Here is a 23575-nt window from a genome sequence, read left to right as displayed (position 1 = left end):
GATCCCGTTTGCTGCTATGCAAGAACGGGTCCAGTTGCCCACGGAATTCTCGAGCCCGCCGGCGCGACGCGTCCGTTCGGTAAAGACTTTCCTACTGAGCCGCCGCCCTCTAGGGTCAGCGCACCAATAACAGAGAACTTCGATAGTTCCTAAGTGACTTGAGGACGCAAGCAGGCATGCAGCTATCAGATAAGCATGAGGGGACGACGACAAAGGCCTTCGCCGGCCTCAGGGTCCTGGATTTTTCGACCACCATCGCCGGTCCCCATTGTGCGCGGATGCTCGCCGACATGGGCGCCGAGGTCATCAAGATCGAGACCGACGGCGGCGAGACGATGCGGACCCGGCCGCCGCTGCGCAAGGGCTGCAGCACCGTGTTCGGCCAGCTCAATGTCGGCAAGAAGAGCGTCGTGCTCGACCTCAAGTCCGAGGACGGCAAGGAGGCGATCCGGCGGCTGGCCGCGACTGCCGACATTCTGGTCGAGAATTTTCGCCCCGGCGTGATGCACCGGCTACGGCTCGATTATGACAGAATACGCACCGTCAACCCGAAGCTGATCTACTGCTCGATCTCCGGCTACGGCCAGAGCGGCCCGTCGGCCGAGCTGCCGGCCTACGCGCCGGTGATCCACGCGGCCTCCGGCTACGACATGGCGCATCTCGCCTACCAGCCAGGCCGCAGCCGCCCGGATTATTGCGGGATCTACCATGCCGACGTCGTCACCGGCACCTACGGTTTTGGCGCGATTGCGTCGGCGCTCTACCAGCGCACGGTGACTGGGCTCGGCCAGCACATCGACGTCTCCATGCTGGAATCGATGCTGACGCTGACGGTGATCGAGTTGCAGAACTCGCAGTTCACCGTGAAGCCGCCGCCGCGCCCGATGTTCGGGCCGACCGAGACGGCGAGCGGTTATGTCATGATCACGGTTGCCAGCGAGAAGACGTTTCAGGGGCTGATGGGAGTGATCGGCCGCCCCGAATGGATCTCCGATGCACGCTTCTCCACCTACGCCGCCCGCCGCGACCATTGGGCCGACATGATGGACGGCGTCGAAGCCTGGTCGCGGCAGCTCTCGACCGAGGCGTGCCTCGTCGCACTTGGCGCGGCCGGCGTGCCGGCCTCGGCCTATCGCAGCGTGTCCGAGGCGCTGGCCGATCCCCAGCTCGCGCACCGGCGGGCGCTCTCGTCTGTGGAGGACGAAGGCGGCTCGTTCCAGGTCCTCAATCTGCCGTTCCGGATGTCCGGTTCCGACACGGCGCCGGCCAAGACGATGGCTGTGCTTGGCGAGCACACGGACCGGCTGCGCGCGGAGATCGGGCTCCCCGACGGTGCGCCAATTCCGTCAGGCAAAACAGCCGCGCAAGTCTGACGGCAAGTCTGACGGCAAGTCTGACGGACAGCATCGTGCGGCAAGCAATGGGGCTTTGCGCGTGGTCGGCTTGCCATCATCCGCCAGCCTAAACTAGACAGGTCCGAGTTTGTCTCGTCCTGCCACCCATGCCATGGTGGCGGCGACAAGAAAAGTATCCGGGAGGACGCCGATGAAGAGTTTCAAGGTCGCCGATTTCAAGGCGCCGCTGCAGGAGTTCGACGAGGCAACGCCGCAGCCGTCCGGCACGCAGGTGCTGATCAAGGTGAAGGCGGCCGGCGTCTGCCATAGCGATCTCCACATCTGGGAAGGCGGCTACGATCTCGGCCATGGCCGCAAGCCGCTATCGCTGAAGGACCGCGGCATCAACCTGCCGCTGACCATGGGCCACGAGACGGTCGGCGAGATCGCCGCCTTTGGCCCCGACGTGAAGCCGACCGACCAGGGTGATCTCAAGCTCGGCGACGTCGGCCTGGTCTATCCCTGGATCGGCTGCGGCAAATGCGCTGTTTGTCTTGCCGGCGACGAGAACATGTGCGCGACGCCGCGCTCGCTCGGCGTCTATTGCGACGGCGGCTATGCCGATCACATGCTGGTGCCGCATCCGCGCTATCTGCTCAACCTTAGAGGGCTCGACCCGGCGTCGGCCGCGCCCTATGCCTGCTCGGGCGTCACCACCTACAGCGCGCTGAAGAAGGTCGAGCAGCATTTCGACACCCCGATCGTGATGTTCGGCGCCGGCGGCCTCGGCCTGATGGCGCTATCGCTGCTCAAGGCGATGGGCGGCAAGGGCGCGATCATGCTGGACATCGACGCGAAAAAGCGCGAGGCGGCGGAGAGGGCCGGCGCGCTCGCCACCGTCGATCCCACGGCGCCGGATGCGCTCGAGCAACTCGCCAAGAAAGCGGGCGGGCCGATCCGCGCCGTGATCGATCTCGTCGGCAACGCCGCCACCACGCAACTCGGCTTCGACTGCCTCGCCAAGGGCGGCAAGCTCGTCCTCGTCGGCCTGTTCGGCGGCGGTGCGACCTGGGCGCTGCCGCTGATCCCGATCAAGGCGGTGACGATCCAGGGCAGCTATGTCGGAAACCTGCGCGAGACGCAGGAATTGCTCGACCTCGTGCGAACGAAGAAGGTGCCGCCGATTCCGGTGACGCGGCAGCCGCTCGCCAAGGCCAATGACGCGCTGGTGCAATTGCAGCAGGGCGCAGTCGTCGGTCGCACGGTGCTGACGCCGTAATCGCGGCTCTCTCCCTCGTCATTGCGAGCGAAGCAATCCAGACTGCCTCCGCGGATGTATTTCCGGATTGCTTCGTCGCAAGGGCTCCTCACCATCACGAGCCTCTCTTCTCTTCGCGCAGGAAATCCCCATGTCCGCAAACAACGCCTTCCACATTGCCGTACTCGCCGGTGACGGTATCGGTCCCGAAGTCATGGCACCGGCCATCGAAGTCCTGCGCAAGATCGAGACGAAATCCGGCCTGAGCTTCCGCTTCACCGAGGCGCCGGCGGGTGCAAATAATTATATCGCCAGCGGCAAGTCGATGCCTGATACCACCATCAAGCTGTGCGAGGAGGCGGATGCGATCCTGCTCGGCGCCTGCGGCCTGCCGTCGGTGCGCTATCCTGACAACACCGAAATCGCGCCGCAGATCGAGCTGCGCGTCATCTTCGATCTCTATGCCGGCGTGCGGCCCGCGCGGCTCATTCCGGGCGTGCCGAGCCCGATCGTCGGCGCTGAGCAGCGCGGCATCGATCTCGTCGTGATCAGGGAGTCCACCGAAGGCCTGTTCGCCTCGATGGGCAAGGGCGTCGTCACCCATGAGGACGCGCGCGAGACGCTGGTGATCACGCGCAAAACCTCCGAGCGCCTGTTCGAGTTCTCGTTTCGCCTGGCCGAGCGGCGCAAAGCGCGCGGCAAGCCGGGGATGCTGACCTGCGTCGACAAGGCGAATGTGTTCAAGGCTTTTGCGTTCTTTCGTGGCATCTTCGACGAGATCGAAAAGCGCCATCCGCAGGTGAAGACCGATCGGCTCTATGTCGATGCCTGCTCGGCGATGCTGGTGAAACGGCCCTGGGATTTCGACGTGATGGTGATGGAGAACATGTTCGGCGACATCGTGTCCGACATCACCGCGAGCCTGATCGGCGGCCTCGGCATGGCACCGTCAGCCGACATCGGCGACAAATACGCGGTGTTCCAACCCTGCCACGGCACCGCGCCCGACATCATGGGGCAGGGCAAGGCCAATCCCACCGGCATGATCCTGTCTGCCGCAATGATGCTGGACTGGCTGGCTGACAAGCACGGTGTCGAGGGCGCGGCGGAAGCTGGCGAGCAAATCGAGCGCGCCGTGGATCAGATCTATGCCGGCGGCATCAAGCCGATGGAGTTCGGCGGCAGCAACGGCACGGCCGACATCACGAAGGCGGTGCTCGCGGCCCTTTAGCAATACATTGAGAAGAAAAAGGGCCCCGGTGGGCCCCTTCGTTATTCACCAGCGGTGCCAGCGGCGATGGCCCCAGCCCCACGGACGCGGGCCGTAACCATAGAAGCGTCGCGGGCCGCCATAGTAGCCATAGGCGCCATAATAGTTCGGACGCCACCAGCAGCGGCCCCAGGCATTGCAGACCATACGCACCTGATCGATATTCGCGGCCGGACCGTTTGCGACGCGATCGGCCTGCGGGATGCCGTTCGGCATCGCTGCGATCGCTTGTCCCGACGCCAGCGCAGCGCTGCCGAGCGCAGCCAGACCGAGAACGACAAACTTGAGTTTCATCGCAATCTCCCTCGTTGGTGGCGGAAGAACTTGCAGCAGATCAATTGGTTGCTACCACAGCGCAAGCGGCCGGGGAATTTAATCTTCCTGAATGAAAATTCAGCTTCGCGCGTTCACGTCATTTGCCCTGGAACTGCGGCTTGCGCTTTTCCATGAAGGCCTGCCGGCCCTCGCGGAAATCCGCACTATCCATGCAGGCCGTGCCGATCGCCTTGATCGCGTCCATATCGCGCCCGCTTTCGTCCTTCAGCACTTGCGCGATGGTGGTCTTGGCGGCCTTGATCGCAAGCGGTGCGTTCTGCGAGATCGTCTCGGCAATCGCCATGGTCTCGCCCCAGAGCTGATCGTCGGGGAATACGCGCTCGATCAGCCCGATACGCAGCGCTTCGCTGGAATCGATGCGCATGCCCGTGTACATCAGCAGGCGCGCCCAGGACGGTCCGACCAGCGACACCAGGTGCTTCAATCCATCATAACCGTAGGCGATGCCGAGTTTCGCCGCGGGAATGCCGAACTGGCTGCCATGGGAGGCGATGCGGATGTCGGTGAGCATCGCGACCTGCATGCCGCCGCCGAGGCAAAAGCCCTGGATGCTCGCAATCGTCGGCTTGGGGTAGTCGGCGAGCAGCGCGCGCTGGGCAGCGCTGCGCTTGCCATATTCCTCGGAAGCGGCGGCGTTATGGCGCGTCTTCTCGAACTGGCTGATGTCGGCGCCCGACACGAAGGCCTTGCCGCCGGCGCCGCGCAGGATCACGACGCGCACGGCATCGTCGTCGCGCAGGCTTGCCAGCGCCTCGCCAAATCCCTCCCACATCTCCAGCGACATCGCGTTGCGTTTGTCGGGATTGTTGAAGGTGATCACACCGACGCCACTGGCTGTGTGCTTGAGGATCTTGCCGTCGGCGTAGGGTGTTTCGGTCGTGCTGGACATGTCGGGCATCACGCGCTCGCTGATCATTGGCGAGGCGCAATGTGCGGCCGGGGCAGGGCCGGGGTCAACCGCGGCAGGGGATGCGGCTTTGCATCCGCCCGTCCCGCGATTGCATGGCGCGATCTATCTCGTCATGTGCGCGGTCAGCGGATGGCTGCCGGCATTGCTGAAGAACGCCGCCTCTTCGGCGGTTGCCTCCAAGAGCTGCTCGTCCTGGTTATAGACGTCGTCGCGGAACTGGACGGTCTGGTCCTTGGTCATCCATGCCGTGAGATAGATCCATGCCACCGGCACTTTCCTGGCCATGGCGACTTCGAGATGCTGGCCGGTGGTGATTTCCGCATCGATCGCGGCGCGGCTCCATTTCGGCTGGTCCTTCAAGAGCCAGGCGGCGAGATCGCGCACATTGTCCACGCGCGAGCAGCCATGAGAATCGAAGCGATAGTCGTCACTGAACAGGTTGCGCTGGTTGGTATCGTGCATGTAGACCGAATAGGAATTCGGCATGTCGATCTTGACCGCGCCGAGCGCGTTGAACGTACCGTTTTGCTGGCGCACGGTGAAATTCGGCGTGTGCGTGCCCGACCAGTCGACCGAATGTGGATCGATCGGATTGTCGTGGACGTCGAGCACCTCCATGTGCATGCGCGACAGGTAGGTCGGATCCTTGCGCATATGCGCGGAGATCTCGGTCCTGGCGATCGAGGAGGGCACCGTCCAGGTCGGATTGAGGACGACGCTGCTGATCTGGGCCGTCAGCGTCGGCGAGGGCTTTTCGGTCTTGCCGACGATCACGCGATAGCGCCGTACCACGACGTCGTTCTCGACCGCTTCGGCGAAGGCCGCGGGGATGTTGACCACGACATAGCGCTGGCCGAAGCCGAAATTCATGTTCTCGAGCCGCTGGAGCGAAGCCTCCAGCTGCCGGATGCGCTTCTGCACCGGCACGTTCATCGCCGCGATTGTGCGCGGCGTCACCGTTGCGGTCGGCGCGAGGCCATGGCGGACCTGGAAGCGTTTCACGGCGTCCGCGAGATCCTGGTCGAAGGCGCCGCTCGCCTTGTCGGCGGAAAGATCGCCGGAGACGATCAGCCGCTTGCGCAAGAGATCGTCATCGGCGCCCGGCGCGCCCGGCGCGAATTTGGCGTCGGTGGGAATGGTCGGCCAGCCGCCGCGCACCGCGAGATCGGAATAGCTGAGCGCCGCATCCCTGATGCGCTGGGCGGAGCCTTCGTCGTAGGTCGGCTCGTGCGTCAGCGCGAGTGCTGCGGCCGAGCGGCTGTCTGCCGTTGAAGCCGACGCCGGCGTGGCAGTTTTCGGTGCGGCTGCATGGGCCGGATTGGCGGTGGCCGGTACCGTGCCGGCCGCGGTCGCCGGCTTGGGCCCGGCCTGTCCAATGGTCTCGGTCTGTGCAAGCGCAGAGGCGCTCGCGAGCACGCCGACGGCAATGATCATCGCATGGCGTTTCGACATGTGTCCCATCTTCCCCATGAGAGCGAGGCCCGGACGGGCGCTCGCATTGGCAATTCCCGGTCGTCGTGCTGATTCGAGAGATCGGCGGCAGGCTAGTGCCTCCCGGTTGCGGCTCCCTTAAGCACGGCGCATCGCGAGCCCCGCGCGTCGGACGCGCGGTCTCTGGATTGGGTCGCGACAGGGTCGGAATGGGTTCGCGAAAACCGCGGGCAACGGCGGCAAAAACGTCAACAAAAAGCGGCGGTCATGCCGCCCCGAGAAAGATCGCGCGCAAGCGCGGGGCCCGGATATGTCTCATCCGGGTCTCGTCCAATCCGGCCGCGCCCCCGTGACGCGGCGGATTGAACATCGGCCGGAAAGGCGCGAACGCCGATCGGCTCAGGCCTCGTTCGCTGCGATCGATTCCATCAGCGAGACGAGCTGACGCTGCACCGTCTGGTCCTTAATCTTGCTGTAGGCGCGCAGCAGGCGGAGGCTGAAGGCGGAGTCCAGGAAGAGCAGGCTCTCGACTTCGCGCGCCTTGTTGTCGCCGTCATAGAAGAAGGTCACGGGCACATCGAGGGAGGTAGCGATCTGCTGAAGCCGAGCCGCGCCGACGCGATTGACGCCCTTCTCGTATTTCTGGACCTGCTGGAAGCTGACGCCGAGCTTATCGCCCAGCTCGGCCTGCGAGATCTTCATCTCGACGCGCCGCAGACGGATTCGCTTGCCCAGCTCAATGTCCGGCTTGCCGGCACTGCGCTGCTTCATTCTTTTCGCCGCTGTCTTCATTTTTTTTCTCATCGTTCTTCGGTTGAAAACCCCCCGAAGAGCTGGGTCAGGGGTTCGCCCATATACTCGTCCTTGAATTCATGCGGGTGCACGAACTCTTCCTTAAACCACGGGAATCGCGCTGGATTGAAGGCTTCGATCAGCCAGTCAATCATGTGCCGCACTCTCGGTATCCGGCCGCTACCTGCATGGTAGGACAACCAGATATCCAGCGGTCTGTTCAGCTCGACCTCCAGTGGAATCAACTTCCCGCCAAGCGCAATGGCGTAGCTCGGGAATACGCCGATTCCGGCGCCATTCGCGACCGCCCAGTAGTTGGCGCTTGAGACGTTGGTCTTCATGACCAGAAGGTCACGTTCCGAAACGCCGGGGAAGAAGCTCTCGAAAGTTTCCTTGGCGGCGAGCTGGTCGGCGAATTGCAGCACCAGGCGGTGCTTGATCAATTCCATCGCCGAGCGCGGCGCGCCATGTTTTGCAATGTATTTCTCGGAGGCCCAGAACATCAGATGCATGCGGCCGAGCCGCACCAGCTTGACGTCGAGCGCCGAAGGCCGTGACAGATGGATGGCGACGTCGGCCTCGTGGCGGGAGACATCGGCCGAGCGCATCGCGCAATGCAGGTCGACCAGGATCTTCGGATAGGCCTGCTGGAATTCGACCAGCCGCGGGGCGAGCCAGAACGTCCCCAATCCCTCGGTCACGGCGACGCGGACTTCGCCGGACAGGACGTTCGCCGTCGAATCGCTGGTGCGCAGCACGTCGAACGCAGCCGCTTCCATCCGCTCGACGGCGGAGACCACCAGCGCGCCTTCGTCGGTGAGATGCGTGCCGTGAACGTCCCGGGTGAACAGGGTGGTGCCGGTCTGGCGTTCGAAATCGTCGATGCGCCGGCGGACGACATTGATCGACAGCGACAGCCGTTCAGCCGCCGAGCGGAAACTGCCGCATCGGACGACTTCCAGGAAAATGCGCGCCGCATCCCAATCCGAGAGGCCGCTGATATTTGTTTTTGGGCGTTCTTCCAGTGGAACGCCCCTTTCCGCCAAGGAGTGCATACAAGTCCTTTCGGGTCGCTAAACTGGCAGAATATGGCGCAAACCACAACCACGGCGGGTTGGGGAATGACGAGTTTTGAACGTCACCCTTACCGTGTTGCTGGTGGTATTGGAGTGCTGCCAGGGGCTGGGAATCGGGCAGACTATCGCCCGTATGAGGGTGTGGCGTGAGTTCCGTTGCGAGCCCTGACATGGCTGTGGGAGTGTCGGCGCTGTCCGAAATTCTTGCGCGAGAGCCGGTGTCGCCTTCCGCGATGGATCGATTGCAGCACGCCAAGCGTTGGACGACTGAGCGATTTGACGACAGCCGGCGCAGCGGCGCGATGTTCGCCGGAACCGCGGTTTCAACGCAGAAGCACACGGAAATCATATTCAGGGGCGCAGCGGCCTCGTGCTATCGTCGGTGCTCCATGGGGGCCGCGGGGATCGTCGCACATACGTCTCACAGGCCGAATTAACGGAAAGAACGCCGGTGTCGCATTCAGACGAACAGTTGCAGTCGGTGCTGGAAACGCTTGAGGATTGCCGCAAGGTCCTCAATGAGAGCAACAGCCGTGAGTCGGCCGAGCTGCTGTCCATTGTCATCCTCGACGTGCGGATGAAACTCAAAGGAATCGACGGTGCCGATCTCAAGGCGCTGTGCGACGAAATGCTGCGGAGCGCCGCAAGCGAACCGCAGCCCCCTTCCAAGCAGACGCAGGACCAGCCCCGGCGTCCGCTGCTCCGCGTGGTGAAATAGCCGCGCCGCCTAGTCTCGCTTTTTGGCGAGATTTGTGCGCGTCCCGATGCCGTATCTGTGATCACGGACGGCATCGGGAGGAGCCCCGGTTTTGTGCGCCTCTGTTGCGCATTTTCAGCCATCGGCTACACCAGAGCCGGTTCGGCTCCGGGCCGCGCACATTCCCCGCGCGCCGCGCTGGCGCCTGAGATGGCTCCGACTGCATCATGCAAAATGTTTCGATCCCGGCGGCGCTGATTGCCGGCCTCGTCAGCTTCCTGTCCCCTTGCGTCCTGCCGCTGGTTCCGCCCTATCTGATCTATCTGACGGGCGCCACGATCGAGCATGTCGAGAGCGACGAGCCGGCATCCGCCTCCAAGCGCGCGATCATGATGGCGGCGCTGCTGTTCGTGCTCGGCTTCTCGACGGTGTTCGTGGCGCTCGGCGCCAGCGCCTCGCTGATCGGCGGGCTGATCCGTGCATGGTCGGCCGAGCTCTCGATCCTCGCCGGCATCGTCATCATCGTCATGGGCCTGCACTTCCTCGGCCTGACACGCATCGGCCTGTTGATGCGCGAGGGACGCTTGACTGCGCCCAAGCCCGTCGGCCTCTGGGGCGCTTATGTGATGGGGCTCGCCTTCGCGTTTGGCTGGACGCCCTGCATCGGCCCGATCCTCGCCGCGATCCTCTCGGTCGCCGCGGCCGAAGCGACGGTGACGAAGGGCGCCGGCCTGCTCGCGGTCTATTCCGCCGGCCTCGGCATCCCCTTCCTGATCGCGGCCCTGATGATCGAGCAGTTCTCAAAACTGTTCGCGCGGATGAAAGGGCACCTCGTCAATGTCGAGCGCGCCATGGGCGTCTTGATGGTGATCACCGGCATCGGCTTTCTCACCGGCGCGGTCTCGAATGTGAGCATCTGGCTGCTGGAGACGTTCCCGGCGTTGCAGACGATCGGTTAGGGCATGCGGACTGATGATGGGCATCCGGGGCCATAGAGTGGAAGGGTCTTTGTCGTCATCGTTTGACCCATGGCGGCCGTCTCTCACTATAAAGCTTCGGCGCCAAATCTTTCCGCCACCATCGTCCTAGCCTGCGGAAAAGTTGACCGTAGTTGTCACGCGTCGCGGCATCAAAATCATAATCATCGTCAATTGCGCGGCGAAGCGCCTCTTTGTGCGCCTCTCGCTGCATGCGGTCGATGCGCTCGTACTCAGCGTGGTCGACCGCAGTTGTAGTAAAAGCGCTGGAATAACTAGGCTCGATGTCTAATCCGGTGCGATACTTGTTTGGGAGGCGACGTATGTCGAACCAGTCATGCCGCCCTCAATCTGATTGTTCTGCTTCTTCGTGTACGCGAAAACGTTGTTCTACGTTACCCTTCAGGCCCCTGTAGAGCTTAACGCTGCTGTGATCGAGAAATAGCTTCTGTCTCGCCATCGTTCCTCCGGGAAACTCCGCCAAGAACTATCTTCGGTTGTGGTTGGCCGCAATGGGAAGTTTGAAGCGAAGTAGCGATTGCAGAATTCGCTCTTAAGCCCGTGGAGCCCCGTCAGCCTCAATGTCGCCCTTCGACCGAATGAGCGAAGGGCTGCGAGAGTTTTGCCTCGAGAATGTGCGTGCGCACCTTGGTGATCTTCATATCGAGATGACCGCGCGGCGGCAGGCTCGCGGTGTCCTCCGTTGCGGGAGGAAAACAACAACCGACCGCTGCGATCGGAGATCAGCACGAGGCCGCCCTTGCCGTATTGGTCGACGAAGCCGAGCGCGATGCGGCGGAAGATCTGGAAGTCGTCATTGCGCAGCGAAGACGATCAGCGGCAACATCGTTCCGGTGACCAGAAGAGCGAGCCGGACCGGCAGGGAGAGCTTTGACAAACGCGGGCGTCCCGGTTCCAGCGCAGCGGCGCCGAATTATGATTTTCGGGAGACCATACGGGTGGGACTTGCGCTGCGCCACGATTTTCGCGTCCGACGAGCCGTTCAGAGATGAGATGTTGCAGAGATGAGATGTTGCAGCGCAGCCGGGGGCCCCTGCGCCTTAGCTCATGCTGATGGCGGTCAGCAGCAGACACAGGGCGTAGACAGCCGCCAGGCTGAGCCCGGCGATCCGGGCCTCGCGATGCGATGTCATGCGGTGAACTCCGCGAGCGCGGCCGCCTCCAGGACGGTCGCGCTAAGTCACGCCTTGATCAGTCGATTTCCTGAACGACCGTGCGTGAGCCGGGATCCACCAACATCACGCGATCGCCGGAATAGATGTAGCGATATTTGGTGAGCGAAGGACCCCAATCGGTCGGAACGGCCTCGAGCTCGACGTCGCTTGGCACCGTCGCGCCGACGATGATCTTTTCCTTCGTCGTCACCGGACGGATGCGATGCTCGGTGACGTAGGATTTGATCCTGGTTCGGTACTCCGGCTCGATCTGAACCGCTGCCGCGTGACCGGTTCCGGTCGTGGTCACAACGGTGGATTGTGCGAAAGCGCCGGTCGAAATCAGGATGGCCGCCGCGGATAGCAGGAATAGCTTCTTCATATTGTCCTCCTCGTAAGGCTAAGCGCCGCACCAACATCCCACCGCAGGCGGCGTTCCCCGAGGTTAGGAACAAATTGCCATTTTTTCCCGTTAGCGGATCGACCGGACTGAGACGCCCGGCAACTGGAGGAGGAAGTAAATGAAGATGAAGCTTGCGACTGCGGCGTTGATGGTTGCCGCATTGTCCCTGCCGGCGTTCGCGGCCGACGAGTTCTACGTCGTGCAGGACGTCAAGACCAAGAAGTGCACGATCGTCGACAAGAAGCCGATGGATTCGTCCATGACCGTCGTCAGCCCCTCGGGCACGATCTACAAATCGCGCACCGAGGCTGAGAGCGGCATGAAGACCGTCAAGGTGTGCACATCAAACTGAGGAGGGACGACAATGCCAGTATTAATTTTGTGGGCCGTCCCGGCCGTGTTGGTGATCGGTGGCGGCATCTATTTGATTGGCCATATGCACTAGGCCTTCGGTGGAAGGCTAGCGGATCTCTGGGTGCAGCCCAGAGGTCCGCAAGTCGTCCGTCCGCTGGGAAAATGGGGGGCCGCCGATGCGGCTTGGTCGCGCGCCAGGCGTGAGTTGCAGTGCAGCAGGGCGTGCGGGAGTGGTCCTGCGACGAAGAGTACCTCCAGCGCACGCGAAATGACTTCCGTCCCGTCGACGTTTTTCATACGCTTCCCTCTCGCAAGCCGCATGCCGGCTGCGCTCACGGCCCGGCTACAGGGCCGGAGCATCAAAGGGAGGGGAGACGATGAAGCGAAGATCATTTCTCGCTGGGCTCGGTGCGACCACCGCGGCGGCTGCGATTGGAATGCCGTCGATCCTCAGGGCGCAGGCGCCCGTCACGCTGAACGGCGCGGTCCAGTTCAACGACGACCACGCCTTCAATCGGGCACTGCTCCGGTTCGAAGAGCTGGTGAAAAAGTATTACGGCAAGCCCATCAACTTCACGCTGCACAGGAACTCTTCGCTCGGCCTCGAAAAACAGTATTTCGAGTACATGTCGCAGGGCAAAGCCGTCGATTACGGCATCGTTTCGCCGGCCCACATGTCGACCTTCGCCAAGGCGGCCCCGTTCATCGATGCGCCCTTCGTGTTCAAGGGCATCGAGCACATGAACAAGGTCGTTGAAGCCAATATCCTGGCGCCAATCGCCGACGAAGTCGCGGCCAAGGCCGAGGTCGTTCTGATCGGCTATTCCGGCGGTGGCATCCGCAACATCTTCGCCAACAAGCCGCTCAAGAATCTCGCCGACCTCAAGGGCCTCAAGGTGCGCGTACAAGGCGCGCCGATCTGGTCGAAGACCTTTGCGGCCGTCGGCATGAGCCCGACGGTGATCGCCTATAACGAAATCTACAACGCGATACAGAACGGCGTGATATCGGCCGGCGAGAATGAGGCGGCCGGCGTCGAGGCGATGAAGTTCTACGAAGTGGCCCCGCATCTCAACCTGACCCAGCACGCCGTGTCGATCCGACCGATCTGCTTCTCGGTCAAGACGCTGAAGACCTTGCCCAAGGATTTGCAGGACGCGATCATGAAGGCCGGCAAGGAGGCCGGCGACTACGGCCGACAACTGGAGTCGAGCGAGGAGGTCGTCAAGCTCGACACGCTGGAGAAGGCCGGCAAGCTCAAGCGGGTCCCGTTCGAGGAACGAGATGCCATGAAGAAACTCGCCGACCCCGTGATGGCCACCTACGCCAAGGAGATCGGCGCGGAAGGCATTTTCGAGAAGATCAACATCGTCTGAGAATTGTCGCTGCCCACGCGACAGGGAGTCGGGGCAAGCCAGACGGCTTGCCCGATTCCGTGATTGTGATCCCCCGGAGTCGTGATGACCGAGATATCGATGCCACCGAACCCGTCGCTATGGCGCCGAGCAACGGCGGCCTATGCCAAACTGCTGGAAATCCTGCTTGCCGCCTGCGTCGGCATTCTGGTCATTCCGGTCACGTTGCAGATCATCTCGCGCTACACGCCTTTGATTCCGTCCTACATCTGGACCGAGGAAATGGCGCGGTTCCTGTTTATCTGGACGATCATGATCGGCGCCATGGTCGGCATAAGAGAGTCGCAGCATTTTGAAGTCGACGTCTGGCCTGACCTGTCACGCCGAAGCGAAGCCATGGTGCGGATTCTGGCGCGGCTCGGCGTGCTGGCGCTGGCGCTGGTGTTCGTATCCGCCGGCATCGAGTTCACCCGCTTTGCCTGGAACAGAACTTCGGAGCTGGCCGATCTGCCGCTTTGGCTGATCCACGTCGCCTGGCCGGTTGCCGGCGCGACGTGGATCGTGTTTGCCGGTGAGCAGATTGTCGACGAGATACGGATTCTGGTTGGGGCAAACCGATGAGCGGCAATGTTCTTTCTGCCGGACAGGCCGCCATGGTCCTGTTCGGTACTTTCGTCGGCCTGCTCATCATCCGCGTGCCGGTCGCCTTCGCGCTTGGCCTTGCCTGCGTACCGATCCTGCTGATCGAGCCGCATCTGTCGCTGATGATGCTCGCGCAGGAAACCTTCAACGCCTACAATTCATTCATCCTGCTGGCGGTGCCGTTCTTCCTGCTCACCGCGAATCTGATGAGCATCGGCGGCATCACCGACCGGCTGGTCGCGCTGTCCCGCTCGATGGTCGGGCACTGGCCGGGATCGCTGGCGCAGATCAACGTCGTGCTGTCGGTGTTCTTTGCCGGCATCTCCGGCTCCTCCACCGCGGACGCGGCGAGCCAGTCCAAGATATTCATCGATGCCCAGACCAAGGAGGGTTACGACCTCTCGTTCTCCATCGCCATCACCGCGGTCTCGGCCGTGCTCGCCGTCATCATCCCGCCCTCGATCCTGATGATCGTGTGGGGCGGACTGATCTCGACCTCGATCGCCGCGATGTATCTCGCGGGCATCGTGCCGGGGTTGCTGATCGCCGGCGCGCAGATGGCAACAGTGCATGTCTATGCCGTGCGCCGCGGCTATCCGACCTATCCGAAAGACACATGGAGGGAGATGTGCTGCGCCATCTGGCGCTCGATACCGGCGCTGCTGACGCCGTTCATCATCGTCGGCGGCATCCTGCTCGGATGGTTCACCGCGACCGAATCCGCCTGCGTCGCGGTGCTCTATTCCGTGGCGCTGTCGGCGTTCTTCTACCGTGAAACCGGCGCGCGCGAACTCTACAAGGCATTGCTCGACACCGGGCGTCTAGCCGGGGTCGCGCTGTTCTGCGTGGGCACCGCAAGTGCGTTCGGCTGGCTCTTAGCCTACTACAAGATTCCGCAGGAACTGCTGGCCAACGTCTCGACCTGGGGCATGGGCGCGATCGGGGCCGGCTTCTTCATCGCGTTCTGCTTTCTGGTGGTGGGCTGCTTCCTCGACGCCATTCCGGCGATCATCATCGTCGGTACCGTTCTCGAGCCGCTGGCAAAATCGGTCGACCTTCATCCGGTGCAGTTTGCGATCATCTCGATCGTCTCGCTGGCATTCGGGTTGGTGACGCCGCCCTATGGCCTGTGTCTGATGATCGCCTGCTCGATCGCAGGGGTACGGTTGCGCTATGCGCTCAAGGACACGGCCATCATGCTGATCCCGATGCTGCTGGTGCTGGCGGCGCTGATCATCTGGCCCGAGGTTTCGCTATTCCTGCCGCGCCTGATCGTGCCGGAGATGTTGAGATGAGCGGGGCGTGATCCCGCGGCTCTGATGCCGCGGGATCGGTCCATCTTGCCTAGAGATTGCTCTCGGTGATCGCGGCGTAGACCATGCTGCGCAGCTCGCGCCGGAGCGGGTAGGCGCTCGACGGCAGCACCTGCGTCATGAAGATCGCAATCAGTTCCTCGGCCGGATCGATCCAGAACGAAGTCGTGGCCGCGCCGCCCCAATTGTATTCACCGGGGCTGCCGGCGACCAGCGTCTCCGCCGGGCGCATGGTCACGGCGAAGCCGAGGCCGAAGCCGATGCCGCTATAGGTCGCCTCCGAGAACAGGGAGCGCGACACTTCCGGCAGCGAGCGCCCGCCCGGAATGTGGTTGGCCGTCATCAGCGCCAACGTCTTCGGCCCGATCAACCTGACACCGCCGAGCTCGCCGCCGTTGAGCAGCGCACGGCAGAAGGTGAGATAGTCGGCCGTCGTCGAGCACAGCCCGCCGCCGCCCGAGATGAAGGAGGGCGGTGACAGGAACGAGCTCTTGGTTGGATCGTCCTGGAGCGTCAGGCCCTCGCGTCGCTGGCCAGCATGGAAGGTCATGCCGCCGCCCGGATCGGCCGAGTAGCAGGCGGCGAACCGGTGCGCCTTGGAAACCGGCACGTGGAAGTCGGTGTCCGTCATGCCGAGCGGATCGAGGATCCGTTGTTTCAGGAACTGCTCGAAAGGAATCCCGGAGATCTTGCCAATGAGGTAGCCGAGCACGTCGGTCGAGACCGAGTAGTTCCAGGCCTCGCCCGGCGAGAACTCCAGCGGGATTTTTGCCAGGCTCTCGATCATGGTCTGGAGCGTGCCTGACTTCTCGACCTCGCCGATCTTTTCAGTGCGATAGGCGGCATCGACATTGGAGCGCTGCTGGAAGCCGTAAGTCAGCCCGGAGGTGTGGCGCAGGAGGTCCACGATCAGCATCGGCCGGGTCGGCGGCCGGGTCAGGAAGGAAGGCGCGGTGCCGGCGACGAACACGCCGAGATCCTTCCATTCCGGAATGTATTTGGCGACGGGCTCATCGATCGCAACGAGGCCTTGCTCGACCAGCATCATGAAGGCGACGCTGGTGAGCGGCTTGGTCATGGAATAGATGCGGTAGATGGTGTCGTTCTGGACCGGCAGCTTGCGCTCGACGTCGGCAAAACCCAGGACCGAGCTGTGTGCGATCTTGCCACGGCGATAGACCAGGAGATGCGTGCCCGGGAAGCGGCCGGCATCGATGTACCGGCTCTTCAGATGCGCATCGACCCGGTCGAGCGCGGCCTTGGACATACCGACGGATTCGGGCGAGGCGGGGGTGGGGGCGAGCATCAGTTCCTCCGGGCAGCTTTTCTCGGAAGGTTGATAGCCGAAATGGCGGCCCCATTCAAAGCGCGTCGCGCTTAACGCCGGCCGGCCGACTGGTGTAGACTCCACCTTGGAACGCCTCCAGCAGCCCCTCGGGCCAATGAGAAAACGCAGGCAAACGCACCATGACCCAGTTCAACGAGACCGAACTCACCGAAGCCGTCGTCCGGAGCTTTGACCAGACGCCCAACCCGCGCGCGAAATTCCTGCTCCAGGAATTGGTGAAGTCGCTGCACGATTACGTGAGCAAGACCGGTCTCACCTTCGAGGAATGGGAATACGCCATCGATTTCCTGACCCGCACTGGCCAGAAATGTACCTACACCCGCCAGGAGTTCATCCTCCTGTCCGATGTGCTCGGCGTCTCCATGCTGGTCGACGCGGTCAACCACCGCGAGCGCGAGGGCGCCACCCAGACCACGGTGCTCGGCCCGTTCTATGTCGGCGAGCACAAGCTGACGGCGCACGGCACCGACATCTCTCCGAACAATCAAACCGGCGAACGGATGTTCGTGCAGAGCCGCGTCACCGATCTCAACGGCAAGCCGCTCGCGAATGTCCCCGTCGACGTCTGGCATGCCGACGATGACGGCTTCTACGATTCACAGAAGCCGAACTATGACGAGGTCGGCGCCTCGGCACGGGCGCGCTTCATCACCGATAGCGACGGCCGCTTTTTCTTCCGCACCATCTTGCCGTGCAGCTACCCGATCCCGACCGATGGTCCGGTCGGCGAGATGATCGTGCAGACCAAGCGTCATCCGATGCGACCGGCGCATGTGCACTTCCTGGTCAATGCCAAGGGCTACGAGCCGCTGATCACCCACGTCTTCATGGACGGCGACAAATATCTCGATTCCGACGTGGTGTTTGGGGTGAAGGACGACCTCATCGCCAAGGTCGAGCCGCGCAACGATCCGGCGATGCCCGACGGCTCCAAGGCAAGCGGGCAGTGGCATTTGATGAGCTACGAATTCCACCTCAAGCCGGGCGGCGGCATGGCGCCGAAACCGCTCGGGGTGAAGGCCGGGGAGCCGGCCTGACCGCTCTCTACTAGGGCGCGCGCCGTTTCTCATTGCCCGATAAAGGCCGCCAGCTCGTCAGGCGTCCCCATCGGAAAGGCTTCCTTCATGAACTCGAGGAAGGCGGATACGCGCGCGCTCAAGAGCCGGCGCGATGGATAGAGCGTCCACAACGCGATCTCTGGTCCGTCGATATCGCCCCAATGCACCAGCGTGCCGGCAGCGAGGTCGTTACTGACCAGTGACACCGGGAGCCGTGCGGCGCCGACGCCCGCCCGGACCGCATCGCGGACCATGACCAGCGATGACAGGCGAAGGACCGGATCGACCGCGATGCGCGATTGTCCGCTTGGCACCGTCACGTCCCAGGTTGCTTTCCGGTCGCCCGCTCCGCGCATGACAGCCGGCACAGCGAGATTGCCCCTCGGTCGTTTCAGATCCGGGCTCGCCACGACCACCAGCCGATCGCGTAGGAAGATCCGACCGACGAGGTTTTCGTCCGGATCGGGATTGACCCGGATCACCAGATCATACCCTTCCTCCACCATGTCGACGGAGCGATCTTCCGTCGTGACCTCAAGACGGACCTCCGGATATCTGAGTGCGAACCTGGCTGCGAGCCTACCCATCGCAGTCTGCGAGAACAGCAACGGCGCACTGATCCGCAAGCTGCCGCGCGGGCTGTCCCCACCCGAAGCGATCGCCGCCGCCGTTTCGTCGAGCTCCGTCAGCAGCGCGCCCGTCCGCTCATAAAGCGCCCGTCCTTCCTGCGTAAGCTTCAAGGCGCGCTCCACGTTCGAACAGGCGCAAGTCGAGGCTGCTCTCGAGCTCCGCCACCCGGCGGGACAGGGTCGCTTTCGGGCGGCCGGTGGCGCGTGCGGCCCGTCCGAACCCGCCGTGCCGGGCGACAAGGTTGAAATCGGCGAGGGCAAGCAGGTCCATTCGTTCCACCAGTGAGACGGTATGTCCAAATATAGCGGCTATCGGTTCATTTGTGGATCACTAATTTCCGGATGTCTTCTGACCCCAACCCGGAGTGATCCCCATGACCATCCTCGTTACCGGCGCAACCGGCTCCGTCGGCCGCAACGTCGTCGAACAGCTCGTCAAGCGCGGCGCCGATGTCCGCGCGCTCGCCCGCGACCCTGCAAAGGCAGACTTCCCGGCAGGCGTCACCGTCGTGCGTGGCGACCTGCTCGACGTCGATTCCCTTCGCAACGCGTTCACAGGCGTCTCGACCCTGTTTCTGCTCAACGCAGTGGTCGCAGATGAATTCACCCAGGCGCTGATCGCGCTCAACCTGGCTCGCGAGGCCGGCGTCGAGCGGGTCGTCTACCTCTCGGTGATCCACAGTGATCGCTACGTCAACGTGCCGCACTTTGCCGGCAAGTTCGGCGTCGAGCGGATGATCGAGCAGATGGGCTTCAACGCCACCATCCTGCGCCCGGCGTACTTCATGAACAACGATGCCACGATCAAGGACGTGGTGACCGGATACGGCATCTATCCGATGCCGATCGGGAGCAGGGGGCTTGCCATGATCGATGCGCGCGACATCGGCGAGATCGCGGCCCTCGAGCTCATCCGTCGTGAGCGAGCCGCAGCGCCGCTTCCGCTCGACCGCATCAATCTGGTCGGCCCTGATACGCTGACCGGCGCGAAAGCCGCCGCAATCTGGTCCGAGGTGCTGGGTCGCACGATTGCCTATCCCGGCGACGATACCGCCGGCTTCGAGAAGAACCTCAGGCAGTTTATGCCGAGCTGGATGGCTTTCGATATGCGGCTGATGAGCGAGCGTTTCCTCACCGAGGGAATGATCCCCGAGGCCGGCGACGTCGCGCGCCTGACCGCGCTCTTGGGCCGTCCCCTGCGCTCCTATCGCGACTTCGTCTCCGAGATCGCGGCCTCTGCCTGACGGCACGGGCAGGTCCCAATCACGACAACGAGGAATCCTGTCATGATCTCTTCAACCGCCACTGTTCCGGCGGATCCGGACGGCGCAACGAAGATATTGGTGCTTGGAGCGACCGGTGCCACCGGTCGCCTGATCGTCAACCGGGCGGTGGCGCGAGGGTACGACGTCACCGTGCTGGTGCGTTCCGCCGAGAAGGCAAGTGGCATCACGGGGGCGAAGCTCATCGTCGGAGACGCCCGCGATGAAACAGTCTTGCGCGAAGCCCTCAAAGGCCGTGACGCCGTCGTCAGTGCGCTGGGTACACCGGTAAGCCCGTTCCGCGAGGTGACGCTTCTCTCGACCGCGACGCGCGCGCTCGTGAGCGCGATGAAGGCCGAGCAGGTCTCGCGGCTGGTTTGCATCACGGGAATGGGCGCCGGCGACAGTGCCGGGCACGGCGGCTTTATCGCGGACAATGTGATCTTTCCGCTTCTCCTGAAGAAGGTGTACGCCGACAAGAACCGGCAGGAAGCGATCGTCAGAGAGAGCGGGCTGGACTGGGTCCTCGTTCGCCCCTCGATCCTGAACAACAAGCCCGGCCGCAGCTCGGTCCGGGCCCTGACGGATCTTTCGGGCTTCCATGGCGGCAGCATAGCTCGCGAAGACGTTGCGAAATTCGTGCTGGATCAGGTGCGCGCCGATACCTGGCTGCATCGTTCTCCACTCATCACGTGGTGAGCCTTGCGTGGCTACACCCTTGATCAGCGCGCGTGTAGCAGAGCAAGCAGGACGACGACGACGCAGGCGAGCGCCGCCGTGGTCAATTTCCAGAACATCAGGGGGCTGCGCTCCAGCAGGGGCGTGATCCGCGTATCGAGATAGGCCGGATTGGGCGAACGAAGTTCGAAGACGAATTCGGAGAGGTCCTCGTGCCGCTTGTAGGGATCCGGATGGAGCGCGCGCCGGAGTGCGCCATCGACCCACGCAGGCACGTTGCGGTCGTCGTCGGCCGGGCGATACTTGAGCCTCCTCACGTCCGCCTTGCGCCGGATCTTGGCGATTTGGGTGCCGTAGGGAAGCTTTCCCGTCAGCATCTGGTAGCAGATCACGGCGAGCGAAAACATGTCGGAGCGCGGCGAGCCGCCTTGCCCAAGAAAATATTCCGGCGCCGTGTACTGGACCGTTCCCAGAATTTCGTCGGCCTCGTCCTGCGGCGCGGCCTCCGCGACGCCTGCCACCCTGACTGATCCAAAGTCGATGATCTTCGCGGTGCCGGTCTTGTCGATCAGGATGTTGTCGGGCCTGAGGTCCTGATGCAGCATCTCCATGCGGTGGAAGGCGCGCAGGCCCGCGGCGATCTGCTCGACCAGTCCGCGGACGGTTTCGAGATCGGGGCGTGGATTGTCCGTCATCCACTGCCGCAAGGTCTGCCCTTCGATGAATTCGGTCGCGACGTAGAGGTAGCTGCGACGTCTCGACTGTGACAGCGGCTTCAGCACATGCGGGCTGTCGATCCGGCGCGCGATCCACTCCTCCATCAGGAATCGCTTCAGATAGGCGGCATTGTCGCGCAAATCGATCGACGGAAGCTTCAGCGCGACCGGCTCCTCGGTCACTGCGTCAACGGCAAGGTAGATATGACTGCGGCTGCTGCCGTGGATCTCCCGGACGATCCTGTAGCCGTCGAAGATTGCCCGCGGCTCCGGCAGCGGGGGAAGCGGCAGCTGGGAGGTCTGGTTGAAGATGCCGGCCGGCTCGCGCTGCGGCACCGCATCGATGCGGAGGATCTGGACCGTGATGTTGTCGTCGCTGCCGCGCCGGTAGGCTTCCTCGACGATCGCCTTTGCCGCTCCGTCGAGCTCGGCTGCATGCTCGTTGAGCGCGCTCGTGATGAAACGCGGGTCGACGAATTCGTAGGCGCCGTCGGTTGCCAGGAGGAAGGTGTCGCCGGCCTCGATCTCGAAACTCTGGTAGTCGATCTCGAGCTGCGGATTGATGCCGAGCGCACGGCCGAGATAGGTCTGCTCCGACGACACGATGATCCGGTGATCGTCGGTTAGCTGCTCGAGCGCCTTGCCGGCCACGCGGTAGACGCGGCAATCTCCGACATGGAAGATGTGCGCGGTGGTCGCCTTGATGACCATGGCGCTCAGCGTGCAGACATAGCCCTTGTCGCGGTCATAGGCATATTGGCTCTTGCGCGTCTGCGCGTGCAGCCAGGAATTGGTCGCATCCAGCACGCGGCGGGCGGAGGTCTTCACCGTCCAGGATTCCGACGTGCAGTAATAGTCCATCAGGAAGCTCTTGACCGCCGACTCGCTGGCGATCTGGCTCACCGTGCTGCTCGAGATGCCGTCGGCGAGAACGGCCGCAATCCCCTTCAGGCTGAGCATCGGCTCGTCCGGAACGAGGACGCCGTGAAAATCCTGGTTGATGGGTTTGCGACCCTTGTCGGAATGCTGGCCGACCGAGATCAGGAGTCCGCGGGACATCGTCATCACCAGGCGAAGGGAGCCTCACCCTGGTCGGGCGAGGCTCCGCTGTCGAGACGTATTCGATCAGGCCGCAACGCGGGGCGGCGTGGCCTTGCCGGCCTGGCGCTTCGGCAGGGTCATGACGTGCGTGGCGTAGAGGGTCATGCCGGTGAAGGCGAGGCCGCCTACGAGGTTGCCGAGCACGGTCGGGATCTCGTTCCAGATCAAATAATCCATGATCGAGAATTTCGCGTGCAGCATCAGGCCCGACGGGAACAGGAACATGTTCACCACGGAATGCTCGAACACCATGTAGAAGAACACCAGGATCGGCATCCACATCGCGATGACCTTGCCGGAGACCGAGGTCGAGATCATGGCGCCGACGACGCCGGTCGAGACCATCCAGTTGCAAAGCATTCCGCGCAGGAACAGCGTCGCCATGCCGGCGGCGCCATGCGCGGCATAGCCGAGCGTTCGGCCTTCGCCGATGTTTCCGATGGCTGCACCGACCTTGTCGGGGTCTTGCGTGAAGCCGAATGTCGTGACGAAGGCCATCATGAAGGCCACGGTGAAGGCGCCAGCGAAATTGCCGACGAAGACGAGACCCCAGTTGCGCAGCACGCCGCCAAGCGTGACGCCGGGACGCTTGTCGATCAGGGCGAGCGGCGAGAGCACGAACACGCCCGTCAAGAGGTCGAAGCCCAGCAGGTACAGCATGACGAACCCGACCGGAAACAGCAGCGCTCCGACCAGCGGCTGGCCCGTGTTCACGTTGATCGTGACGGCGAACCACGCTGCCAGCGCGAGGATGGCGCCGGCCATGTAGGCCCGGATGATGGTATCCCGGGTGGACATGAAGATCTTGGATTCGCCTGCATCCACCATCTTGGTGACGAATTCCGAAGGCGCGAGATACGACATCAATGGTTCCTTTTGCTTCGTTAGAGAGATCTCGCCCTTCTGCGAGAGCGATTGAACGTCATTGGCCGTGCGGGCTGTTCGCCGCGCACGAGGGCTTGGAAAGATTTGGGAAGCCTGGGAATCGCGTCACGACGACCGAGCCGAGAAGGGCCGCGAAGCAGTTGAGCTTCCGGGATGCAGCCGCCAGCGCCTGCATCAGTGCGGCAAGCCGCAGTCTTCGTTGACCCAGACGGAGATGCAAGTTGCGTGCCGTACAGAGGAATTTGAAAAAGCAAGCAAAATCAAATAGATGACGCTCTCCCAGCTCTGAGTTTTGCGAGCTTCGCGGCCCTTTGCTTAGGCGACTGCTTATTGTTTGTGCGCCGCACAAATAATAAGCAGGGCGCGAATTTGGCGTGCGCAGTGCGCCTGCGACAGACTGGCGCGGCAGCCGTAACAAATTGAATATATAGGGATTTTATCGATGGCTGGCTTGGCATGAAGCTTGAATAGTTCCGGACCGACGCCATTGAAGCCGTCCCGCGAGACTTCTCATCCGAATTGCCGACGCCACCAGACGGGGGTCTCCCCGTCGCGCGTTCGCATGCGCTGCTTCA

The 23575-nt window shown here is 63.0% G+C and carries 21 protein-coding genes and 2 pseudogenes; 12 read left to right on the top strand and 11 right to left on the bottom strand.

The genetic code is table 11. The features are described from left to right. Positions 1–176: 176 nt before the first annotated feature. The 3 genes from QCM77_RS29290 (at position 177) to QCM77_RS29280 (ending at position 3823) form a co-directional block, all read left to right on the top strand. The gene (locus tag QCM77_RS29290; RefSeq protein WP_279667128.1) at positions 177–1373 is read left to right on the top strand and encodes a CaiB/BaiF CoA transferase family protein; all 1197 of its coding nucleotides are present in this window, start codon (positions 177–179) and stop codon (positions 1371–1373) included. Positions 1374–1545: 172 nt separating this feature from the next. Continuing rightward, the gene (locus tag QCM77_RS29285; RefSeq protein ID WP_279685916.1) at positions 1546–2613 is read left to right on the top strand and encodes an alcohol dehydrogenase; all 1068 of its coding nucleotides are present in this window, start codon (positions 1546–1548) and stop codon (positions 2611–2613) included. A 130-nt stretch (positions 2614–2743) separates the two neighbouring features. Then, positions 2744–3823: an isocitrate/isopropylmalate dehydrogenase family protein gene (locus tag QCM77_RS29280; RefSeq protein ID WP_279685915.1), complete on the top strand. Its 1080-nt coding sequence runs from the start codon at positions 2744–2746 to the stop codon at positions 3821–3823. A gap of 45 nt (positions 3824–3868) precedes the next feature. Here QCM77_RS29280 and QCM77_RS29275 read toward each other — a convergent pair whose 3' ends face one another. The 5 genes from QCM77_RS29275 to QCM77_RS29255 form a co-directional block, all read right to left on the bottom strand. Beyond that, positions 3869–4156: a hypothetical protein gene (locus tag QCM77_RS29275; protein WP_279667125.1), complete on the bottom strand. Its 288-nt coding sequence runs from the start codon at positions 4154–4156 to the stop codon at positions 3869–3871. Between the two features lie 118 nt (positions 4157–4274). After that, complete coding sequence (locus QCM77_RS29270; protein ID WP_279685914.1) at positions 4275–5096, bottom strand: enoyl-CoA hydratase; 822 nt, start codon at positions 5094–5096, stop codon at positions 4275–4277. 114 nt (positions 5097–5210) lie between these two features. Further along, positions 5211–6560: a L,D-transpeptidase family protein gene (locus QCM77_RS29265; RefSeq protein WP_279685913.1), complete on the bottom strand. Its 1350-nt coding sequence runs from the start codon at positions 6558–6560 to the stop codon at positions 5211–5213. 378 nt (positions 6561–6938) lie between these two features. Further along, on the bottom strand, positions 6939–7310 hold the full coding sequence (locus tag QCM77_RS29260) for a helix-turn-helix domain-containing protein (RefSeq protein ID WP_247317264.1): 372 nt from the start codon (positions 7308–7310) through the stop codon (positions 6939–6941). Between the two features lie 29 nt (positions 7311–7339). Then, positions 7340–8386 (bottom strand): LysR family transcriptional regulator, encoded by a 1047-nt coding sequence (locus QCM77_RS29255; protein ID WP_279667122.1) that lies wholly within the window; start codon positions 8384–8386, stop codon positions 7340–7342. Between the two features lie 472 nt (positions 8387–8858). Between QCM77_RS29255 and QCM77_RS29250 the strand changes: the two genes are divergently transcribed. Further along, complete coding sequence (locus tag QCM77_RS29250; RefSeq protein ID WP_279667121.1) at positions 8859–9125, top strand: hypothetical protein; 267 nt, start codon at positions 8859–8861, stop codon at positions 9123–9125. Between the two features lie 206 nt (positions 9126–9331). Beyond that, positions 9332–10063 (top strand): cytochrome c biogenesis CcdA family protein, encoded by a 732-nt coding sequence (locus tag QCM77_RS29245; protein WP_279667120.1) that lies wholly within the window; start codon positions 9332–9334, stop codon positions 10061–10063. Positions 10064–10740: 677 nt separating this feature from the next. Here the strand turns inward: QCM77_RS29245 and QCM77_RS29240 are convergent. Together QCM77_RS29240 and QCM77_RS29235 are read right to left on the bottom strand one after the other, a co-directional pair. Next, positions 10741–10979, bottom strand: a pseudogene (locus QCM77_RS29240) (sensor histidine kinase); the annotation flags it as partial. A gap of 314 nt (positions 10980–11293) precedes the next feature. Continuing rightward, positions 11294–11638, bottom strand: coding sequence for a DUF1236 domain-containing protein (locus QCM77_RS29235; protein WP_279667119.1), 345 nt, complete (start codon positions 11636–11638; stop codon positions 11294–11296). Between the two features lie 139 nt (positions 11639–11777). On the opposite strand from QCM77_RS29235, the gene QCM77_RS29230 reads away from it, so the two are divergent. The 4 genes from QCM77_RS29230 (at position 11778) to QCM77_RS29215 (ending at position 15305) form a co-directional block, all read left to right on the top strand. After that, entirely contained in the window at positions 11778–12011 is a 234-nt protein-coding gene (locus tag QCM77_RS29230; protein WP_279667118.1) for a hypothetical protein, read from the top strand. Between the two features lie 379 nt (positions 12012–12390). After that, positions 12391–13389, top strand: coding sequence for a TRAP transporter substrate-binding protein (locus QCM77_RS29225; RefSeq protein ID WP_279667117.1), 999 nt, complete (start codon positions 12391–12393; stop codon positions 13387–13389). 84 nt (positions 13390–13473) lie between these two features. Then, complete coding sequence (locus tag QCM77_RS29220) at positions 13474–13989, top strand: TRAP transporter small permease (protein ID WP_279667116.1); 516 nt, start codon at positions 13474–13476, stop codon at positions 13987–13989. Next, complete coding sequence (locus QCM77_RS29215; protein ID WP_279667115.1) at positions 13986–15305, top strand: TRAP transporter large permease; 1320 nt, start codon at positions 13986–13988, stop codon at positions 15303–15305. The genes QCM77_RS29220 and QCM77_RS29215 overlap by 4 nt, the downstream gene beginning before the upstream one ends. 49 nt (positions 15306–15354) lie before the next feature. On the opposite strand, the gene QCM77_RS29210 is transcribed toward QCM77_RS29215, so the two are convergent. Continuing rightward, positions 15355–16629 (bottom strand): serine hydrolase domain-containing protein, encoded by a 1275-nt coding sequence (locus QCM77_RS29210; RefSeq protein ID WP_279667114.1) that lies wholly within the window; start codon positions 16627–16629, stop codon positions 15355–15357. A 161-nt stretch (positions 16630–16790) separates the two neighbouring features. Between QCM77_RS29210 and QCM77_RS29205 the strand changes: the two genes are divergently transcribed. Beyond that, positions 16791–17708, top strand: a complete 918-nt coding sequence (locus QCM77_RS29205) for an intradiol ring-cleavage dioxygenase (protein ID WP_279667113.1) — start codon at positions 16791–16793, stop codon at positions 17706–17708. Between the two features lie 29 nt (positions 17709–17737). On the opposite strand, the pseudogene QCM77_RS29200 reads toward QCM77_RS29205, so the two are convergent. Next, positions 17738–18629 (bottom strand): annotated as a pseudogene (locus tag QCM77_RS29200) (LysR family transcriptional regulator). Between the two features lie 103 nt (positions 18630–18732). On the opposite strand from QCM77_RS29200, the gene QCM77_RS29195 reads away from it, so the two are divergent. Together QCM77_RS29195 and QCM77_RS29190 are read left to right on the top strand one after the other, a co-directional pair. Then, complete coding sequence (locus tag QCM77_RS29195) at positions 18733–19602, top strand: SDR family oxidoreductase (RefSeq protein WP_279667111.1); 870 nt, start codon at positions 18733–18735, stop codon at positions 19600–19602. Between the two features lie 42 nt (positions 19603–19644). After that, positions 19645–20319 carry an NAD(P)-dependent oxidoreductase gene (locus QCM77_RS29190; RefSeq protein WP_279667110.1) on the top strand — a complete coding sequence of 225 codons (675 nt, stop codon included), beginning with the start codon at positions 19645–19647 and terminating at the stop codon, positions 20317–20319. 23 nt (positions 20320–20342) lie between these two features. Here QCM77_RS29190 and QCM77_RS29185 read toward each other — a convergent pair whose 3' ends face one another. Together QCM77_RS29185 and QCM77_RS29180 are read right to left on the bottom strand one after the other, a co-directional pair. Further along, positions 20343–22079: a bifunctional protein-serine/threonine kinase/phosphatase gene (locus QCM77_RS29185; protein ID WP_279667153.1), complete on the bottom strand. Its 1737-nt coding sequence runs from the start codon at positions 22077–22079 to the stop codon at positions 20343–20345. 60 nt (positions 22080–22139) lie between these two features. After that, complete coding sequence (locus QCM77_RS29180; protein WP_279667109.1) at positions 22140–22979, bottom strand: formate/nitrite transporter family protein; 840 nt, start codon at positions 22977–22979, stop codon at positions 22140–22142. Between the last annotated feature and the right edge of the window lie 596 nt (positions 22980–23575).

Source organism: Bradyrhizobium nivariense (assembly GCF_029846695.2).
In the GTDB taxonomy this organism is placed as follows: Bacteria; Pseudomonadota; Alphaproteobacteria; order Rhizobiales; family Xanthobacteraceae; genus Bradyrhizobium.
The sequence above is the reverse complement of the archived record's forward strand: the minus strand, read 5'-3'. Positions and strand labels throughout refer to the sequence as shown.

What these genes read in the sequence shown, in the direction of transcription:
- QCM77_RS29290 (WP_279667128.1), top strand. Translation starts at nt 177, where the DNA reads ATGCAGCTATCAGATAAGCATGAGGGGACGACGACAAAGGCCTTCGCC.
- QCM77_RS29285 (WP_279685916.1), top strand. Translation starts at nt 1,546, where the DNA reads ATGAAGAGTTTCAAGGTCGCCGATTTCAAGGCGCCGCTGCAGGAGTTC.
- QCM77_RS29280 (WP_279685915.1), top strand. Translation starts at nt 2,744, where the DNA reads ATGTCCGCAAACAACGCCTTCCACATTGCCGTACTCGCCGGTGACGGT.
- QCM77_RS29275 (WP_279667125.1), bottom strand. Translation starts at nt 4,156, where the DNA reads ATGAAACTCAAGTTTGTCGTTCTCGGTCTGGCTGCGCTCGGCAGCGCT.
- QCM77_RS29270 (WP_279685914.1), bottom strand. Translation starts at nt 5,096, where the DNA reads ATGCCCGACATGTCCAGCACGACCGAAACACCCTACGCCGACGGCAAG.
- QCM77_RS29265 (WP_279685913.1), bottom strand. Translation starts at nt 6,560, where the DNA reads ATGTCGAAACGCCATGCGATGATCATTGCCGTCGGCGTGCTCGCGAGC.
- QCM77_RS29260 (WP_247317264.1), bottom strand. Translation starts at nt 7,310, where the DNA reads ATGAAGCAGCGCAGTGCCGGCAAGCCGGACATTGAGCTGGGCAAGCGA.
- QCM77_RS29255 (WP_279667122.1), bottom strand. Translation starts at nt 8,386, where the DNA reads ATGCACTCCTTGGCGGAAAGGGGCGTTCCACTGGAAGAACGCCCAAAA.
- QCM77_RS29245 (WP_279667120.1), top strand. Translation starts at nt 9,332, where the DNA reads ATGCAAAATGTTTCGATCCCGGCGGCGCTGATTGCCGGCCTCGTCAGC.
- QCM77_RS29235 (WP_279667119.1), bottom strand. Translation starts at nt 11,638, where the DNA reads ATGAAGAAGCTATTCCTGCTATCCGCGGCGGCCATCCTGATTTCGACC.
- QCM77_RS29230 (WP_279667118.1), top strand. Translation starts at nt 11,778, where the DNA reads ATGAAGATGAAGCTTGCGACTGCGGCGTTGATGGTTGCCGCATTGTCC.
- QCM77_RS29225 (WP_279667117.1), top strand. Translation starts at nt 12,391, where the DNA reads ATGAAGCGAAGATCATTTCTCGCTGGGCTCGGTGCGACCACCGCGGCG.
- QCM77_RS29220 (WP_279667116.1), top strand. Translation starts at nt 13,474, where the DNA reads ATGACCGAGATATCGATGCCACCGAACCCGTCGCTATGGCGCCGAGCA.
- QCM77_RS29215 (WP_279667115.1), top strand. Translation starts at nt 13,986, where the DNA reads ATGAGCGGCAATGTTCTTTCTGCCGGACAGGCCGCCATGGTCCTGTTC.
- QCM77_RS29210 (WP_279667114.1), bottom strand. Translation starts at nt 16,629, where the DNA reads ATGCTCGCCCCCACCCCCGCCTCGCCCGAATCCGTCGGTATGTCCAAG.
- QCM77_RS29205 (WP_279667113.1), top strand. Translation starts at nt 16,791, where the DNA reads ATGACCCAGTTCAACGAGACCGAACTCACCGAAGCCGTCGTCCGGAGC.
- QCM77_RS29195 (WP_279667111.1), top strand. Translation starts at nt 18,733, where the DNA reads ATGACCATCCTCGTTACCGGCGCAACCGGCTCCGTCGGCCGCAACGTC.
- QCM77_RS29190 (WP_279667110.1), top strand. Translation starts at nt 19,645, where the DNA reads ATGATCTCTTCAACCGCCACTGTTCCGGCGGATCCGGACGGCGCAACG.
- QCM77_RS29185 (WP_279667153.1), bottom strand. Translation starts at nt 22,079, where the DNA reads ATGACGATGTCCCGCGGACTCCTGATCTCGGTCGGCCAGCATTCCGAC.
- QCM77_RS29180 (WP_279667109.1), bottom strand. Translation starts at nt 22,979, where the DNA reads ATGTCGTATCTCGCGCCTTCGGAATTCGTCACCAAGATGGTGGATGCA.